This is a genomic window from Akkermansia sp. UNK.MGS-1, from assembly GCF_000980515.1.
Lineage (GTDB): Bacteria > Verrucomicrobiota > Verrucomicrobiia > Verrucomicrobiales > Akkermansiaceae > Akkermansia > Akkermansia muciniphila.
Genome location: NZ_LBCB01000008.1, coordinates 177,116 through 194,718 on the forward strand (window position 1 = coordinate 177,116; position 17,603 = coordinate 194,718).

The window sequence follows — 17,603 nt, forward strand, 5'->3', positions numbered from 1 at the left end:
CATGGCTGTCATCACCACCATCCGCTCCGCCTTCGGCTTCCTGACCCGGCTACCCGTAGGGCCGTGGCCGCTGCAAAATGACCTGAACGGAATTTCCGCCTGGCTACCGCTGGTTGGCCTGGTGGTGGGGGGGCTTGCGGGTGGCCTGACCTGGACGGCAACCCTGCTCTTCCCCCCCCTGGTCTGCGGCGTTATCGGCTGTGCCTGCTGGGTAGTCGTCACAGGCGGCCTGCACCTGGACGGAGTAGCGGACTGCGGAGACGGGCTTCCCATTGAAGTATCCCGGGAACGCAGGCTGGAAATCATGAAAGACTCCCGCCTGGGGACCTTCGGCGGCACGGCCCTGTTTTTCAACCTGGCGTTCAAGGGAGCCGCCCTGGCGACTCTGGCGGCCCACGGCTCCTGGGAACTTCTGCTCACGGCGTGCGCTCTGGCAGGATTGCTTGCCCGCAGCCAGATATTCATCGCCATGCGCTTTCCGGGCGCACGGCCTGGAGGCATGGGGGAAGCGTTCAAGCAGGGAACGTGCCCCGGGCACGCCCTGGCTGCCGCAGCCGTCACCCTGGCTGCCTGCGCTCTGGCAGGATGGAACGGGCTGTACGCCCTGCTCTCCGCCCTGGCCGGCTCCATGGGCCTGCTTCTATACGCGCGCCGCCGCCTGGGCGGCGTTACCGGGGATGTATTCGGCTGTACCGTAGAATGTACGGAATGGCTTGTCCTGCTCACCTTCTGCACTTTATGAAAACTCCACACAAATGCCGCGTTCCAGGCCTCAACATCGGATGCACCTCCTTCATCATCCCGGACTACTACGTGCCCTCCATCAGGGAATGCGTCCATTACGCGGATGATGTCGCTCTGCTCCTGCTGGAAGCCGGAGAATGCGGAAAGGAACTCATTACCCCTGCGGAAATACGGGAACTGGCCGGAATCGCTGCAGATGCCGGGGTTACCTGGAACGTCCACCTGCCTACGGACGGCAGCTTCGCCACGGAAGAATCAAGCCGCCGTTATACGGAAAACATCATTCGCGCCATTGACCTGACACGGGAACTGGAGCCCCACACCTGGGTCATGCATGTGGTCACGGACCATATCCCCGGTCCTGATATGCGCCCCCATCTTACGGAACGCGAAACGGAACGAATCCTCCGGAGTCTGGAACAAATCACACCCCACCTCCCCGCACCGGAATGCCTGGCCCTGGAAAATTTGGAACGCCATCCGACCGACTATCTGGACAAACTGGTAGCCGCTACACCCCATTCACGTTGCTTTGACATAGGCCATGTCTGGAAAGAAGGCCTGCGGCCGGAAAAACTTCTGCCGCTCTGGCTGCCGGACATACGCATGTGCCACCTGCACGGGCTGGAAAAACGGGACCACAAATCCCTGCACCACATGCCTGCCGCTACGCTGGACGCCATTCTGCACCCCATGTGGGACCTTCATTTCTCCCCCCTTATTACGCTGGAAGTCTTCAGCCTGGATGACTTCCTGAACTCCCACCAGGCCATGCTGGAATCCCATGAACGCTACATCACCAAACACTGACGCCAATACCGCACGCATGACGCTCGTCCTGGGCGGCATCAGAAGCGGCAAAAGCCAATACGCTGAACAAATAGCCGCCGGATTCGGGAAAAAAATCCTGTACGTCGCCACGGCGGAAGTCTGGCCCGGAGCCGGCTCCATGGAATACCGCGTGCGCAAGCACCAGGAACGCCGTCCTAAAAGCTGGCTCACGCTGGAATGTCCCCGTCATGTAGCTTCTGCCGTCGGGGAATCCGGCTTGCTGGACCAGGTGGACGGCGTCATTCTGGAATGCGTCACCCTGCTCGCCTCCAATACCCTGTACGCCCAGAAGGACCCCACGGACTACGAGCCGTTCCAGGAAGCGCTGATTGAGGAAATAGAAGCTTTGAAAAAGCTCATCCGCCAAGCCCCCGTACCATGGGTGCTTGTTTCTTCTGAAACCGGCATGGGCATCAGCCAGTCAGATGCGGAAACGCGCCACTACTGCGACGGGCTGGGCATTGCCAACCAACTCCTTGCCAAAAGCGCGGATGAAGTCTACTTCATGGTGGCGGGACTACCCCTGACCGTGAAAAAAGGCTGAAACGCCCGGAGAGCGGTTCTCCCGTTAGTCAGGAAAAGAAAACGCCGGAGATTAAGCATATCATCCCCCTTGTGCCATGTTGGTTCCGCTTTCATCATCCATGAAAAGCTCTTCCGGGAAGTTCGCGGCACAGGCGGGGAATAAAAAGGAAATCCGGTGTTCGGCCGGGACACCATACCTCAATCGTCAACGCTGGTCTGAACCGAACCATCTCTAGAGTTTGGGAGCCGAAACCTTCTACCGCCTGGAACAGAAGGAACACATGGTCAACCAAAGCGTTAACGCTGCCGTGCATTGCTCATTCCAAACATTTATTTCCATCCGGAAACATGACGGAGGGAATCCACAGAAAAATCCCTCCGTTTTTTCAGCAGCTCACCATATTCCACAGGAAATTCTTGACTCTCCGGCCCTCTTGCCTCTTAATTCTTTCGCTTCACGTGCCGTCGTGGCGGAATGGTAGACGCGCTCGACTCAAAATCGAGTTCCAAAAGAGTGTGGGTTCGAGTCCCACCGGCGGTACCAATCAATAAACCCTGGTAGCTAAACGCTCCCAGGGTTTTCTATTACCAGTCATAACGCTTCATTTCTCAAAGAGACTCCCCGTAGTAATTCCAGAAAGGAATGAAACGGACTTCCGCACCCAGTCCGCGCCAGACAATAATCTGGCGGTGAAGTCCCGTCCCCCGCTCCCCGTAAAGGTTCGAAAAACCATGGGCGAACAGCCTTTTGACTGGATTGCTCATGAGCGCTGCGCTTAATCGCGGACGATCAGAAAAAAGAAATGGTTCATACCGCTTTTTCCACCGTCGGATTTTTCAAATCGGCATTTACTCCCGGCCTTATGCCGCTGCGGGCAGACAATCCCGGAGCGGCTGCTTTAAAAGTTTGTGTCACCAGGGCGTGTTCGTCTGATACCTCTATTGTATCAGTGGGAGCTATAAAAAAATATTGTCCGGGGTTTTCCGTTTCCAGGATAACCAGAGAAGAAGCGTCGCTAAGAAGCGCATGGATAGTACACGCAGCCGTACAAGTCAGCGCATAGGATGCGCCCGGTATGGTATTCACTTTCATCAAGCAGATTTAGTGCCGGAAACGGGAGAAAAGTCATCCATGCTGATACGTGCACATTTCCTGCCGGAAATATGGAGGAAAGTGAGAAAAGGGAGGTAATAAATGGCCCTGTCTAACAAAATACGCAATAAAATATTTATCTTAAATGAATTAAAAATAATTACAAACCACCTGAAGCCGTACCGCTCAGGAATGTAATGCATTGATAACACTATATCATTTATACATTATCCGCCCACTTTACCTCATCAAAAAAAGACCAGTAGCTTAAATCCTAAAACGATTTACAGAATATCAACAACTTGCAACAACACCAGATCTCCTTTCGGATTCTGCGGGCCAGGCAATCCCTACAATTGGCTCGAATTCACGCAATGCGATACGTATATACAAGAGTATGACTTCGTTGCCAGCTTCTTCATTGGTTGAAACAGTAGCCAATAAAATCAAACAGATGATTCTCAGCGGCAGCCTGGTCAATATCCTGCCCGGAGAAAGAGAACTCGGGCACAGGTTATCCGTAGGCAGGGAAACCATCAGAAAGGCCCTGGCCCTTCTGGAAAGGGATGCATGGATTGCCCCCCCACGCATCAAGGTTCCGCGGCGCATCCTGAAAACTACGGAAGAAGAAACGGTTAAAAATATCTTTTGCCATCCGGTTCAGGAAAAAAAAGAAATTCTCGGGTTTCTGACGCCCCAGCCCCTCAAAAGGCTGGCTCAAAGCGTATTGGCGGAAATATATACCATCTCCAAAATTCTGGAGGAAGACGGCATCAGCGTCCGTATCTTTGAAGCTCCCTGGATCTTAGGCAACAATCCGGACAAGAGGCTTGCCAAGCTGGTTACCAAATCCGAATGCGTCTGCTGGATACTTCACCGTTCCTCGGAGCAAACCCAGCTCTGGTTCAAGACGCACCGCATCCCCTGCATTGTGCGCGGCACCTCCTACCAGAGCAGCAACCTTCCCTATCTGGACCGCCACTGGGCGGCCACCACGCATCATGCGGCGCAGCATCTTTGGAACAAGGGGCATCGAACGGTAGGCCTGTGCCTGCCTCCTGATCCGTTGAAGGGCCACCAGCTCATGCAAAAAGGTTTTTTCAGCTTTGCGGAACAGGGATGGAATCCCATCCTGGTACCCACCCCGTTTGAAACGCCGCTCTTCTTTGAATATCTGGCCAAAGCGTTTAAAAAACATCCGGATATGTCCGCCCTGGTAGCCACACGGGGCAACCAGATCGTTCCCATTCTTTCCTGGGTGGAAGCCCGTTCGCTGAGCATTCCGGATCAGCTCAGCCTGGTCAGCCTGACGTATGAACCCTTCATGGAACGCCTGCTGCCCACGATCACCTATTATGAAGAGAACCAGACAAAAACGGTTCACAAGCTCATACGGATGCTCCGCTCCCTGACAGCCGGGAAAAATATCAAGAGCATTTCCGTCATTCCGGAAATATACCCCGGCCAATCCGTTTCCCTGCACGCACCTTCCGCATAATGCCTTTTTCCGGAAAGGAAAGAATCAAGGGAACAGGAAAGAGGAATGCATCAACAGAAAAGTATTCCGACAATAAGAAAAAAGCACTCCCTCAAAAGATAGCGTCGTCAAAACGTCTTGTTCCCCTGAACCCAGCGTTTTAATCTCCCAATCTTTTTGAAATAATACTAAACCTGATCACAACATTTCAAAAAAATCCCACAGGCAAATAGGATATCATCCAGCATTACCTAAGTGGAAAGAATCGTTTTGCTATGGACTGGAACAGATATGGCTTATTAATTTGTACACAAAATTTAAAAAATTAATTAATAAAAATTTGTTTATTGGAGTGATAGTATTTATTATAAAAAAATGGAATTATGCAGAATAGTCTTGTCGCAAGATTTTCAGAATATTTTAAATATTGATATTTAGTAAATTGCTTCGATAAAAAATCGGAAAAATCAACGAAACAAGACTAAAATAAATAATACCGTAAAAAAATCTCAAAAAAAACATATAATGTCACTATTAAAATAGCAGAAATTATTCAATTATATAAATAATTACAAACTTATATGGGGATAGTTTTGCCGAGAAATATAATATCAAATATAACACAAAAAGGCATTTTCCTAATTAGGAAAATGCCTAGGTACTATTTCTTCGTAATTCTTACCAGCCCGAACGGTGGGAACTGTGCGAACTGTGGGAACTGTGCGAAGAGTGAGAGGAATGGGAAGAATGTCCATATTGTGAACACTTACTATCTTTCGCAGCTCCCGCCTGATCGAAATAGAGCGGTGTGTCTTCGTCTATAGAAGCAATTAATGTATTTCGCTCTTCTAACTCCTGATATGGAGTCATAATTCCATGAGTAGTTCCAGTAGAAGTAACTAGTGCTATGATAGGTGCAATTAGTGTTTTAAACTTCATTGTTTTATTTATAATTTATATGTTTTATTTTATTTCGTTACCGGAGAAATTCCCCGAGAAAGGTATTGACCACTCGTAAGGAAAACTCCACAGCATTCATCGCGTAGCTTGCAGCCGGAACAGACTGGGGTATAACCCTGCTTCCAGTCTGAAATCGAACGTGTTGCGAATCGATGAAGATTTTTGGGTAATAAGCAAAGAGGAATATTATAAATAGAAACACAAATTCGCATTTGGTCTAAATATTCTACAGCTTGATGTAAATTTTCAATATAATCTGTAGGATCCACCCAAATTTCGTCATAATTATTCCGTGCACATCCTACAATTTCTTGGCCCATGAATGCAACATGAGAAACATAAGGGAAATTTCGAACGATAAAAACAGCGAAATCATACAGATACCTATAATTAGCCTTTGTGATAACTGGTCTAATTTCTATCATTTGTCTAAGTTTCCCCAAGTTATTAATACCACAAACAGCATCTTTAAAACTAGTTCCTACACGATTAATTTTTTGTTGTACTTTTGCTACATCTGAGTGTAAAGATACGCAAAAAGTTGTATTTATAGGTGATGCTAAAGCTATTTCTTTACATAAAGAAAATTTAGACAAGCGAGTTGCATTTGTAAGAACATCAACTTGGCAAGAAGGCCATCTACGGTTTATTATTTCAAAATAAGCTTTAACCCGATCAGGGAACAAAAACGGCTCACCTCCTGAAATACAAATTACTTTTGGATCATAGTCAATCAAAGAAAGAATTTTCAAATTATCTTTATGTACTTGCACATTATCTGAGCACGGAGGTTGAGGACACATGAGACATTTAACATTACATGCAGGAGTAGTAAAAAGCACGTTATGAATTGATCCTCTACTCCACAACACTTTACATAATCCATCCGGATATAATTTTACAATATCTCCTTCACCAAGTTCGTTGGTATTGGTAGTTATTGCTCGATATCCCCATCTCAATAATGGTTTTCCTACGAACAGTACATTATTACGAGAAAACCTCAAATGTTTTGTTACCCTCAAAATCTCATCACTACGTATGTGGGATTTTGACAAATGCAGATTTATATTTTTCATAATTTCAATGAATCCAAGAATTCATAATCTTTACAAAATTTTCATCCTTCATTTTTTCAAAAAGATAACGGAAAATGAGTTTTTGCTTTTTACAAAAGAAACTATCCGGAGCGACAGCATCAACTCTTCCATTCTCTAAATAGTTGCGGAACACATCAACACCGCAGTATGGACGATACACACAATCACTGCATCCAGGAATTGTTTCTATACAAGAATCTTTGACGATGGAATGCATAAGTTCTCCGTCAAAAATAGAATCATAACTGTTACTATAGACATTTCCTAATTTAAAATGTGTATTCCCCATTCTGGCAAGCATTCGACCTTCATCAGCCGGATATACATCACCATTATAATCATAAATTACACCACTTATCCCGGCCCCTGAAGGTGATTGTAAATCTACAAAACCTGTCGGATATGGAGTCATTATACGTTTCCATAATAGCTCTGTCAGATATTCGACGAAAAATACACCTTTTTGGTTTAGCTCCACAATGTATTCTAATCCGGTTTTGTACATTTCAAAAAAACTTTCTGGAGAGTAATATAACCTATTTTTTATAGCATCCCCGTATGGATTAAGACTACGAATAAACAAACCTTCGAATCCCAATTTGACATATTCATCGACAATGCTTTTAATCTGGGATAGAGAGTCACTACAAGTAGTCATCAATGCAGATACTTTATCTCTTCCCAGCTCTTTGCGGACCCAATTAAGATTTTCTATAAATTTATCATAACTGCTGAGCTTTTTTACACGCATAGGACGATGAGTATCATGTAAAATTTTAGGACCATCTAAAGATGTTGAAATATGAATATTGTGAGCTTTAAAATAATCAAGATGATCCTGGTTCAATGCGTATATGTTGGAGCAAATCACAAAAGAGATATTCTTTTGATATGCCTCATTCAATTTCTCCGCATATTCGACTGTTTGCATGATAACAGACCAATTCAGAAGTGGTTCTCCTCCCTGAAATTCAATCTTGATACTCCTTGATGGCGCTTGGAGAATCATCTCAACAATCTTGCGGGCTGTGTCTGAGCTCATATCATATTTAATAGCATCCGCATTTGCACTTGAAACCTGACAATATTGACACGAATGGTTGCATTTGAGCGTAATTACCATCATGTGAAGGACAGTAAAATCGCGCAGAAATGCTTTTCTCGTTCGATATTTATTAGCTATTAAGTTGATAGTAAAATCAACGTCTTGTTTATCACAGACAAAATGTCGACTATAAAGGGTATGAAAAGCTGCTTCTGATATTTGTGTAAATTCATGCTTAATTAAATGATCAAAATCTTTTTCAGTTAAATGGATGAAATCTCCACTCTCGTTAGAAAGTAAAACATAGCCAGACTCCCGAGAAAACTCAAATGGGAGAAGAATAGTATTCATATCAGAAAAATAGCTTCATTTCGTCCGAATTGCAGAAAAAGCACAATTCACAATTTGCTCGCGCATTAATCTAAAGTTTGCATCAAGATTTTCTCGCAATACATTATCACTTACAGCTTGTATAATAGTTTCAGAAATATTGTCTGGTGTTGTTGAATCTTCATTATAATGGAGCTCGAGTAAACCAGTCGTTATATTTTTCTTCAATTCGAGTTTTAAAATACCTCTAAACTCTCGAACTGTAGCAATTAGGGAGGAAGGAGTGTAAATTGCAGTATCAAAAGAGAGTGTAGCCATAGCCTATCGATTATTGAATGTTTTTGTAAGTTAAAATATTTTTGCTAAACATGAAACATATTTTTATAAGTTACATATATTGTGTTTATTATATTCTCATTTTTTATCTTTCTAACAAATAATTAGAACACGCTTTATTCAAGCAAGTTCAAGAATTTTGGTAAAATCTATGTGTAAACAGTCGTCGACACTTATGGTTCCTTTGCACTCGCAGTATATGACACCGATAAACCCCATTCTTCCAAGTAATAACATTTCCATAGTCCCTCATCTGTTAGCGTTCCCATTTTAGGAAAACAAAGATTTACTATCACAGAACAAATGACATGTAAACATTTTTGTACCCAAATTTGGTACACACCCATTCCCTGTTACTGTTCCATAATGAGGAACAGAAACAGCATTGAAGAAAAAAATCTTCGTAAAATATTAAAAATTAGACGTTTGGAATTAAATTTAACTCAACGGGATTTGGGGAAACTTTTAAACACTCCTCATACCTTCGTCAACAAATATGAAGTAGGAGAACGCTACCTCACCTTTACGGAAGTCATTGATATTTGTAAAAATCTAAAGATAGACATTCATAACCTTCTGAATGATGTAATGAAGCCCCCTTCCAATGAATGACAGGACCGGCAGAACAGCTTGTTCCCTTGAGCCCGGCATCCGAATCCCCCGACCGTTTTGGCGTGGAACTAAGCCTGGGAACAGCGTTGCAGAAAAAATTCCCGCAAAAAAATGGGCCATCATCAAACACGCCCGGAGCGGAAGCAACCTTTTCCGGCAATGGAACCCAGGAAAAACTTCTCAGGATAAGCAGGGGGAAGAATACGTCAAACTGATCCGTACCGTCCGCAACGGAATGGAAGCCCTGAAAAAACAGGGACATGCTCCTGTCCTGAAAGCCATGGTGTGGCAACAGGGGGAAGGAGACGCAAGGGACATTGCCGGCATCAAAAACGCTCTGTCTTACGGCGCCAACCTGAACAACCTGATTAAACGCATCAGAGCGGATCTGGAAGCCCCCGGTCTGGCCTTTATCTACGGCAGCGTTCTTCCCGTGCCCGCTCCGGCCCGTTTTCCGGGCAGGGAAGAAGTGCGGCAGGGGCAAAAGGATGTGGCGGAAGAATCCCGTACCTCCCTCTCCGTCAACAATGCGGTTTATGTCCCCGCAGACGATCTCCAGCTGCGCAGCGTGGACTTCCGCACCCCCTATCCCACGGATACCGTCCATCTGGGCACGCATGGAATTCTGGCCCTGGGAGAACGCTTTGCCTCCGCACTGGAAAAGCTCTGGAGACAAAAAACTGACACCCCGGATCTTTTTTCTTCCCCACTTTCTCCAGCCCCGCCAGCCCCATCCGGAAAACCAATAATGTTTGACATCCCTCCGGGCTGCGGATAGGTTTGACTATCATTTCATTTCCTGCCTCCAACGCCGTTGAAAGGGGGCGCAACACAACTCTCTCATCCATTATTGCCCATGAACCCATTGAAAGGAGCATGCATCATCGGCCAGTCCGGTGGCCCCACCGCCGTCATCAACGCCAGTGCGCTGGGAGCCATTCAGTCCGCCCTGCAAAGCGAACAGGTCACGCGCGTGCTGGGAGCCGCCAACGGGATTGAGGGAGTGCTCAAAGAACGCCTGTTCGATATGGCTCGGGAAGACCCCGGAGAATTGGAATTGCTCAAATATACCCCGGCCTCGGCCCTGGGTTCCTGCCGCTACAAGATGGCAGCCCCATCCGTGGATGATACGGATTACCGCCGTCTGCTGGAAATATTCCGAAAATACGACGTACGCTACTTTTTCTACAACGGGGGCAACGATTCCATGGATACCTGCAACAAGATATCCAAATTCATGCAGCAGTCCGGTTACGAATGCCGCGTCATCGGAATCCCCAAAACCATTGACAATGACCTTCACGGCACGGACCACTGCCCCGGCTTCGGCTCCGCCGCCAAATTTATCGCTACCTCCTGCATGGAAGTTCACCAGGACCTCCGCGTGTACGACAAGGGACGCGTCACCATTGTGGAAATCATGGGCCGCCACGCCGGCTGGCTGGCCGGATCCGCAGCCCTGGCCACGTATGCGGGAGCAGGTCCGGACTTGGTTTACCTTCCGGAAGTTCCCTTCCGCATGGAGGAATTCTGGCAGGATGTGGACCGGATTTACAGGCAGAACGGCAGCTGCATGGTCGCCGTCTCGGAAGGCGTGCAATATGCAGACGGCCGCTTTGTTGCGGAATCCGGAGACAGGGACGTCTTCGGCCATACGCAGCTGGGAGGCCTGGGAGCCATGCTTGCGGAATCCGTCAAGCGGCAAACCGGGGCCAAAGTCAGAAGCATTGAACTCTCACTCCTCCAGCGCTGCGCCTCCCATGTCGCCTCCAAAACGGATATCGATGAAGCGTATATGGCGGGAAAAGCCGCCGTGGAAGCCGCCATTTCCGGCCAGACGGATAAAATGGTAGCCTTTGAACGAATCATGGAGAACGGCATTTATTCCTGCAAAACTAAATTGATAGGTCTGGGAGAAGTGGCCAATGTGGAAAAACTTGTTCCCCGCGAATGGCTCAACGCCCGCGGCAATGGCGTGGAACAGCCGTTCATTGATTACGTTCTTCCCCTGATCCAGGGAGAAACGGCCATGCAAAAGGAATATTCCCTGCCCCGCTTCGCGAAACTCAGGAAAGTGCCGGCAAAGCCGGAACAGCGGTAGCAGTTTCTTCAGGGAAGCGTTTTTCCTCATCAACCCGTCCGGAACTACCTGCCCCACGCTCTTGCAGATAAAATCCGGCCGGGGCTCTTCTCCCCGCCCGGTCTCTTGAAAAGGATGAAGGAAAAGCCGGCGTAGCGGTTTCATTCATAAACGGGAAAAAACATTTCCATGGCAGGAATACTCTTTTCCCCTTATCCATAACACACAGTTTTACCATTTCGGAATCCTCCGCTTATAGAAAACCGCATCTTTTTCACCAAAAGAAAATGGAGTCGGTTTTTCCCCATATTTGTTTATGGGACAATGCTTTTTAAACATATCAAAAACAAATAGAAAGAAACAGGTAAACAAAAAATCTTGCAGGCAAGGATGGAAAAAGGCTAGAATAATAAAGGAGTTCAACATTCAGCTTCTATCGTTTCGCGGCGCAAAACTGCTTGTTTCCGGATACTTTTCAGGAAATCGGCATGGAATCGCTCCCCGCTTGCCTATCCAAGTTTTTCCCGCATGCCATGCTCGATTATCTGTTTCAACATTTTTATTCAACGCTGGCCATCTTCTCTTTTTGCATTGCCATTCTGATTCTGAGAGCCCTCGGCAAACGCAGCATTTTCTGGATTCCCGTCTCCACGGCCCCTTTAGGCTGCATAACCTTCTTGGCTGTCTTTCTCCTGCTGACGGCGTTCATTATTGGAACATTCGGCTTTTTCACCACAATTCCCATAGCGGAAAATCTGGCTTTTGCCCTGGCATGGCTGGCAGCCATGGCTGCCGCTCTGACCGTTATTTCACGCCTGACCGGCTATTACCTGCGGCAGGAACCAGCCGCAGGCAGGCATTATCCGGAGGAATATGGAAAAATGCTGTCAGCCCAGCTCCGGAACAAAGGCATCCTGCTATTCGCCATCATCGGCATCATCAGCTGCGCCATTGACATCATTACGTTCCCCTTCCCGATTCCGGAACTCCCTCCGGGGTCGCCCCTGTCTGCCTCCACCATGATTCCCCTGCCGCCGGAAGTACCTTTTGAAGTATGCATCTCCTCCCGTGTTACGACCAGGTTTTCCGGAGAATGCGACTTTGACGCGACCGTCCGGAAAAAGGGTGGCGGCAAACACGTTTTCCCCGCCATTTTGATCAATCCCGGAGGGAGAAGCGCCGTTACCATTTACAGGCTGTGGCCGGAGGACAAGCATCATCAGGGCAGCCTGATTTTCACTAACGGAATACAAAGCTGCCTGCTTAATATGGATACCATGCAGATGAAGTCCCTGAACGGCCCCGCTTCCAATTATCCTCCTCCCTCCAGTGAAGACCTGTCCGGAGAAGATATGAATCTCCGCCTGGAAACGGTAGGACTGTACAGGGGGCTTTCCTTCGTACGCGGAGCGGAACACTCGGCTACAACGCGTTCTTATATTCTGAAAATTCTGGAAAACATGCAGGCGCGGGCGGAATGCCTTAAGAAGCCACAGACAGGAACTCTTCCGAATCCTTAACCAAGTAACAAGCGGGCTTACTGTTGACTCAGCCAGGACGCTTCTCCCCGGCGGCGAATTTTCAACTATTCCTTTTCCCCGTGCCGGATGCCCAGGGCATCCAGAATTTTTTCATACCCCGTCAAACGCCTCCGGAAATCCTGAAAATTTTTATCCTCCTTCCGGGTCCACCCCGTCTCCGCATAAGCGGCAATACGGGGAAATACATGACGGTGCAGTTTCTCCACGTCCGCAATCCATTCCGTCCAGACCTGGCAGCCCAGCCCGATGACATTCTTCTGCTGCTCCGGATTCAATCCCGCAAAAACGGGCTCAAAAGAATAGGACTTGGACAGAGGGAGCTTGTCATACCCTTTGTTAATGTAAGTCATGTGGGAAGTGGAATTCACCACCTGGCGGCCTTCCCTGATCGCCTTGGCAGCAATTTTATCGGACCCATACCAGAAATGAATGATAGCACTTGCATCCAGCTTGCCGAGCGCCGCTCCCCGGCCGCCGTCATTGTGTACGTCGGACCCCAGGATTTCATTCCACCCCATCATCCGGCGCCCCCTCTCAGCCAGCATGCCGGAAATCCGATTCGTAAACATGATTTGAAGGTCGGGAAAAGTCTTAATGCCCTTTTTCTTCATGAACGCTTCAATGTGGGGCACGCCTTCCCAGTACTTTTTGTACCGCACCTCGTCACCGCCGATGTGAATGATACCTCCGGGAAAGAGGGAAGCCAGCTCTGTCATGATGTCTCCCAGGAACTGGTAGGCACGTTCGCTGGTGGGATCAAACGCCGCTCCGTCATTGAAACTCACGGGCACTTCCGCGAGAGGCCTGGCGGACAATTTCAACTCCGGATAGGAAACGATGGCGGCGGCGGAATGGCCCGGAATATCTATTTCAGGAACAATCGTTATGTTCCTGTCGGCCGCATACCGGACAATGCGCCTGACCTGTTCCTGCGTATAAAAACCTTCATGGGGCCTGCCTTCATACTTGCCGCTCCCCCACGTCTCTATCTCCGTATCTCTTCTCTTGCCTCCCACGGATGTCAGTTTGGGATATTTTTTAATCTGGATGCGCCATCCGGCATCATCCGACAAATGCCAGTGCAGGACATTCATTTTCAGGAGCCCCATTTGGTCAATCAGCCTCTTCACCTCCTCCTCTCCAAAAAAATGCCGTGCTTCATCCAGCATGAAGGCTCGCCAGGCAAAACGGGGATAATCCAATATGGAAAAAGGCTTCACCGCCACATTCCAACTTACGCTCTTTTTGTCCACGCCATTGTTGAAAAAGGCGGCAGGCAGCATCTGCGCCAGACTTTGCCCTGCATAATAAACTCCTTTGGGAGTCGCGGCGCTGATGACGATATTTCCGGGAGCCGCTTCCAAACGGTATGCCTCCGGCCCGTACTGCTTCAGGGCAGCGTCCTTCACAACGCGGATTATTCCCGTACCGCCAGCCCCGTCCAGAGCCAATCCGGTTCCGCGTGACAAAAACTGCTGCAACAAGTGAGCCTGGCGCCGGAACTCCCCGTCCTTCTCCTTGCATACAATGCGCATTCCTTCATCCAGCTTCACGGGCGTTGCCGCCCCCTTGGCCTCCACCCTCACGGACACGGGCCGGGGTATTATCTGATCCTGAGCATTCACGACCGCGCCGCATAAGCCGGAAAACAGAAAAAGAAACACATGGGAAACATGTCTGAACATCATGCTCAATATACACTGTTTTTCCCAGGAATCTTTCCTTTTCTCCCCTGCTTCTCTTCCACCCGTCAAAACCGGGGTGCAACCTCCTCTCCACGACGTGCCGTCGAGCCGGGCCGCCTGAAATGCCATCAGGCTCCCCTTGCCTTCCTTTTACCGGCGGCGTATGATGGGCATCATGAAAAAAGACGACACCCCGGGCCTGTTTTCCGCCTTCGCGGACCGCCCTCTGGCGGACCGCCTGAGGCCGTCCGCACTGGAAGACATCATGGGCCAGGATCATCTGCTGGGGGAAGGAGGACCTCTCCGGCTCATGGCGGACTCCGGCAAGATGACCAGCTTTATTCTGTGGGGGCCGCCCGGCTGCGGAAAAACCACGCTGGCGCGCATTCTGGCGACGCGCACGTCCATGCATTTCGCAGCTCTCTCCGCCGTCTTCTCCGGCATGGCGGATTTGAGAAAAGCCTTTGACGAAGCGGCCAGGCGCAGGGAATACGGCCATGGGACCCTCCTGTTCGTGGATGAAATACATCGGTTCAACCGCGCCCAGCAGGACGGTTTTCTGCCATATGTGGAAAACGGAACCGTTACGCTGGTGGGGGCCACTACGGAAAACCCCTCCTTTGAACTGAACAGCGCCCTCCTCTCCCGCTGCAAAGTCTTTGTCATGCACTCCCTGGACGCCCCGGCTCTGGAAAGCATCATTGAACGGGCGGAAACCCTTCTTCAGCGAGAACTGCCGCTCGCGCCGGAAGCGCGCGCCACCCTGATAGAACTGGCAGACGGAGACGGACGCTACCTCATTAACCTGATGGAAAGCGTCTTTGACCTCTGCAAGCCCGATGAAATGCTGGGCTCGGACGCACTGCTGAAAATTGTCCAGCAGCGGGCCCCGGTTTACGATAAGGACCGGGAAGGCCATTACAATCTCATCAGCGCCCTGCATAAATCCCTGCGGGGGTCGGATACGGACGCAGCCCTGTACTGGGCCGCACGCATGCTCGAGGGCGGGGAGGACCCTCTCTACCTCCTGCGCCGCCTGACCCGTTTCGCCATGGAGGATATCAGTCTGGCGGACCCTGCCGCACTTCAAATGGCCATTGCCGCGTGGGACACCTATGAACGCCTGGGCTCTCCGGAAGGAGAGCTGGCGATTGCTGAACTGATTATCTACCTGGGCTGCGCCCCCAAATCCAACAGCGCCTACACCGCGTGGGGAGCGGCACGGAAAGCGGCACGGGAATACGGGTCCCTGATGCCCCCGGCACACATCCTCAACGCGCCCACCAAACTAATGAAGGAACTGGGCTATGGAAAGAATTACGCATACGATCATGACGCGCCGGACGCTTTCTCCGGGCAAAACTACTTTCCGGACAACATGCCCCGCCGCCGGTTCTACAGGCCGCCGGAACGGGGTTTTGAACGGGAAATCAATAAACGCCTGGCCTATTGGGACAAACTGCGCCGCCAGCGGACGGAAGAAGACGCCGGAAACTCCGGTACGCGCAGTAACAGGAAAAAGCCTCCTGTTCCGGAAAAACGGGAACCCTCATGACGCATCCGCCGGCCATACGGCCACTTCCGCAATTCCCTGCCCCGGAGACAGACGGATGCGTACGTACCTGGCGCCGGTCCCTTCCGGACACATTGCGGTCAGCTCCGTCCCATCCTTGCGCAAAACGGCTTTAATGTCTTTCCAGCTATTTCCGTCCCTGCTGACCTGAACCGCGGGAGCCGGCCCCTTCCAGCTTCCGGCGGCCTTCACCTCCACCCGGTCCAGGCGGAATTCAAACTCCATGTCCAGCTGCCACCACGGCGCTTTGTCTTCCTCGGACGGATGCCATGCGGAAACATCGTCACCGTCGGAAGCCTTCATCGCCTCCTGAAATCCGGAGGAAGCGGAACAGGGCCTCAATACAGCCAAATTGGCTTTCTCTCCGGATTCGGGCCGTCCGTACCGCGCCAGCTGGATATCCCTCTCCTTTGCGCTAAAACGCTTGTAGGGCCTTTCCCGCGTTTCCGCGCTCCTGCCCGCTACGTAAGCCGGAGCATTCCGGCAAACGATTTGGAGGCTATCCCCCTTCAATCCGGGAGAAGACGCCCTGATCACTGTCTTCCCGGCATAATAAGACCGGAACTCAATCGCCGCACAGCCGTCAATCAAATCAATATCCGTTCCGGGCGTGAACGTAATGCTTTTGCCGGTGGGGAACTCCCCGGGTCCCGATTCCACCGTAAGCGTTACCGGCACGGCATTGGATATCTGCCTCCCGGCGGCGTCCGCCACTTTCACGGTCACATGCACGTCATCCGTGCCGTCCGCCGGGTTGATAACTTTCTTGTCCGCGGACAGCTTCACCTGTGCCGGAGTCCCCTCCACAGGCCACTCCGGAGGAGGAATATTCCTCAACGCGTTCCTGTACCAGTACCAGGCCCGCTTGGGAATGCGGAAGTAATCCACAATGCCCATGCGCCCTCCGGAAGGCCAGATGCTGCCGTGGTCAAAGCCGCACCAGACCGCCTCTCCCACGCGCCAGGGATAGCGAATCCCCGCTTCCTTATCCTTTTTCATATCCCCCCAGCCAGGAGCATACACCCCCGGCCTCCGGCAGCTCACGGAACCATACTCCGTCACCATGCTGGGCCTGCCGGGCGTCTTCACGTGAGAGCCGTCCCCGTTAAAGGCGGCCATGTCCCCCAGCTTGTCAAAATTTCCGCGCTGCCCGCCCCCGGCGCACACGGGGCGTGTCGGGTCCAACTCCTTCACCAAGGTAATGAGCCTGTTGCACAAAGCCCTGGCCTCCGGCGCATGCCTGGTAAAAAACGGTTCATTGCTGATGCTCCAGATGACGATGGAAGGATGGTTGCGGAATTGCAGCACCATCTCCCTCACCTGGCGCATGCAGCTTTCCTCAAACGCAATACGGTCCTTCTTTTCCGCTGGATAGGCATCGCAATTCCAGTACCTGTCATGCTCCTTGAACCCGCCCATTCCCCAGAAAACGCCTTCATTCAGCATGCACATGCCCTCCCGGTCGCAAGCATCCAGAAAAGCCTGGGAATGAGGGTAATGGGAGCCGCGGATGAAATTAAACCCGGCGTTCTTCATCAGCCGCACATCACGGCGGGCCCCGGCGTCCGTCACGGCATCCCCCCACCCGGCGTGGTCCTGGTGCACATTGGCCCCCTGCAGATAAACAGGTTTCCCGTTAATCAGCATGCCCCGATCCGCCGTCACCTCCAG

Annotated in this window: 16 protein-coding genes and 1 tRNA gene; 10 read left to right on the forward strand and 7 right to left on the reverse strand. The window is 50.3% G+C overall.

The features are described 5' to 3' along the window. Window position 1: 1 nt before the first annotated feature. The 4 genes from cobS to WW58_RS04425 all read left to right on the forward strand — a co-directional run bounded on the left by cobS (window position 2) and on the right by WW58_RS04425 (window position 2,644). On the forward strand, window positions 2-742 hold the full coding sequence (gene cobS / locus WW58_RS04410; RefSeq protein WP_046435698.1) for an adenosylcobinamide-GDP ribazoletransferase: 741 nt from the start codon (window positions 2-4) through the stop codon (window positions 740-742). Next, a complete protein-coding gene (cbiR, locus tag WW58_RS04415) occupies window positions 739-1,554 on the forward strand; it encodes a cobamide remodeling phosphodiesterase CbiR (protein ID WP_046435700.1) in 816 nt (271 codons plus the stop codon). Before cobS ends, cbiR begins: the two co-directional genes overlap by 4 nt. Beyond that, entirely contained in the window at window positions 1,529-2,119 is a 591-nt protein-coding gene (locus WW58_RS04420; protein ID WP_046435702.1) for a bifunctional adenosylcobinamide kinase/adenosylcobinamide-phosphate guanylyltransferase, read from the forward strand. Before cbiR ends, WW58_RS04420 begins: the two co-directional genes overlap by 26 nt. Window positions 2,120-2,561: 442 nt before the next feature. Then, window positions 2,562-2,644 (forward strand) — tRNA-Leu (locus WW58_RS04425). Window positions 2,645-2,709: 65 nt separating this feature from the next. Here WW58_RS04425 and WW58_RS12965 read toward each other — a convergent pair. Together WW58_RS12965 and WW58_RS04430 are read right to left on the reverse strand one after the other, a co-directional pair. Then, window positions 2,710-2,865 carry a hypothetical protein gene (locus WW58_RS12965; protein WP_153816443.1) on the reverse strand — a complete coding sequence of 52 codons (156 nt, stop codon included), beginning with the start codon at window positions 2,863-2,865 and terminating at the stop codon, window positions 2,710-2,712. 43 nt (window positions 2,866-2,908) lie between these two features. Beyond that, on the reverse strand, window positions 2,909-3,193 hold the full coding sequence (locus tag WW58_RS04430) for a hypothetical protein (RefSeq protein ID WP_012420707.1): 285 nt from the start codon (window positions 3,191-3,193) through the stop codon (window positions 2,909-2,911). A 397-nt stretch (window positions 3,194-3,590) separates the two neighbouring features. Between WW58_RS04430 and WW58_RS04440 the strand changes: the two genes are divergently transcribed. Further along, entirely contained in the window at window positions 3,591-4,691 is a 1,101-nt protein-coding gene (locus WW58_RS04440) for a substrate-binding domain-containing protein (protein ID WP_094140155.1), read from the forward strand. 947 nt (window positions 4,692-5,638) lie between these two features. Here the strand turns inward: WW58_RS04440 and hxsC are convergent. Genes hxsC through WW58_RS12975 form a run of 3 tightly spaced genes read right to left on the reverse strand, consistent with a single transcriptional unit; the run spans window position 5,639 to window position 8,423 of the window. Further along, window positions 5,639-6,709 carry a His-Xaa-Ser system radical SAM maturase HxsC gene (gene hxsC, locus WW58_RS12970; protein ID WP_102733494.1) on the reverse strand — a complete coding sequence of 357 codons (1,071 nt, stop codon included), beginning with the start codon at window positions 6,707-6,709 and terminating at the stop codon, window positions 5,639-5,641. A 4-nt stretch (window positions 6,710-6,713) separates the two neighbouring features. Further along, window positions 6,714-8,126, reverse strand: a complete 1,413-nt coding sequence (gene hxsB / locus WW58_RS04445) for a His-Xaa-Ser system radical SAM maturase HxsB (RefSeq protein ID WP_046435710.1) — start codon at window positions 8,124-8,126, stop codon at window positions 6,714-6,716. Between the two features lie 15 nt (window positions 8,127-8,141). Continuing rightward, window positions 8,142-8,423: a hypothetical protein gene (locus WW58_RS12975; RefSeq protein WP_128153526.1), complete on the reverse strand. Its 282-nt coding sequence runs from the start codon at window positions 8,421-8,423 to the stop codon at window positions 8,142-8,144. Window positions 8,424-8,807: 384 nt separating this feature from the next. On the opposite strand from WW58_RS12975, the gene WW58_RS04450 reads away from it, so the two are divergent. The 4 genes from WW58_RS04450 to WW58_RS04475 all read left to right on the forward strand — a co-directional run bounded on the left by WW58_RS04450 (window position 8,808) and on the right by WW58_RS04475 (window position 12,653). Further along, entirely contained in the window at window positions 8,808-9,053 is a 246-nt protein-coding gene (locus WW58_RS04450; RefSeq protein WP_046435712.1) for a helix-turn-helix domain-containing protein, read from the forward strand. Next, on the forward strand, window positions 9,046-9,831 hold the full coding sequence (locus WW58_RS04455; protein ID WP_102733495.1) for a sialate O-acetylesterase: 786 nt from the start codon (window positions 9,046-9,048) through the stop codon (window positions 9,829-9,831). The genes WW58_RS04450 and WW58_RS04455 overlap by 8 nt, the downstream gene beginning before the upstream one ends. Before the next feature lie 78 nt (window positions 9,832-9,909). Beyond that, the gene (locus tag WW58_RS04460; protein WP_046435714.1) at window positions 9,910-11,154 is read left to right on the forward strand and encodes a 6-phosphofructokinase; all 1,245 of its coding nucleotides are present in this window, start codon (window positions 9,910-9,912) and stop codon (window positions 11,152-11,154) included. Between the two features lie 512 nt (window positions 11,155-11,666). Next, window positions 11,667-12,653 (forward strand): hypothetical protein, encoded by a 987-nt coding sequence (locus WW58_RS04475; RefSeq protein ID WP_128153525.1) that lies wholly within the window; start codon window positions 11,667-11,669, stop codon window positions 12,651-12,653. Window positions 12,654-12,718: 65 nt separating this feature from the next. Here WW58_RS04475 and WW58_RS04480 read toward each other — a convergent pair whose 3' ends face one another. Beyond that, a complete protein-coding gene (locus WW58_RS04480; protein ID WP_257227956.1) occupies window positions 12,719-14,299 on the reverse strand; it encodes a beta-N-acetylhexosaminidase in 1,581 nt (526 codons plus the stop codon). Between the two features lie 235 nt (window positions 14,300-14,534). Between WW58_RS04480 and WW58_RS04485 the strand changes: the two genes are divergently transcribed. Further along, window positions 14,535-15,914, forward strand: a complete 1,380-nt coding sequence (locus WW58_RS04485; protein ID WP_046435850.1) for a replication-associated recombination protein A — start codon at window positions 14,535-14,537, stop codon at window positions 15,912-15,914. Here WW58_RS04485 and WW58_RS04490 read toward each other — a convergent pair. Further along, the coding region (locus WW58_RS04490) for a glycoside hydrolase family 2 TIM barrel-domain containing protein (RefSeq protein WP_046435852.1) at window positions 15,909-17,603 on the reverse strand (1,695 nt) is incomplete at its 5' end. The two genes, WW58_RS04485 and WW58_RS04490, sit on opposite strands and share 6 nt — an antisense overlap.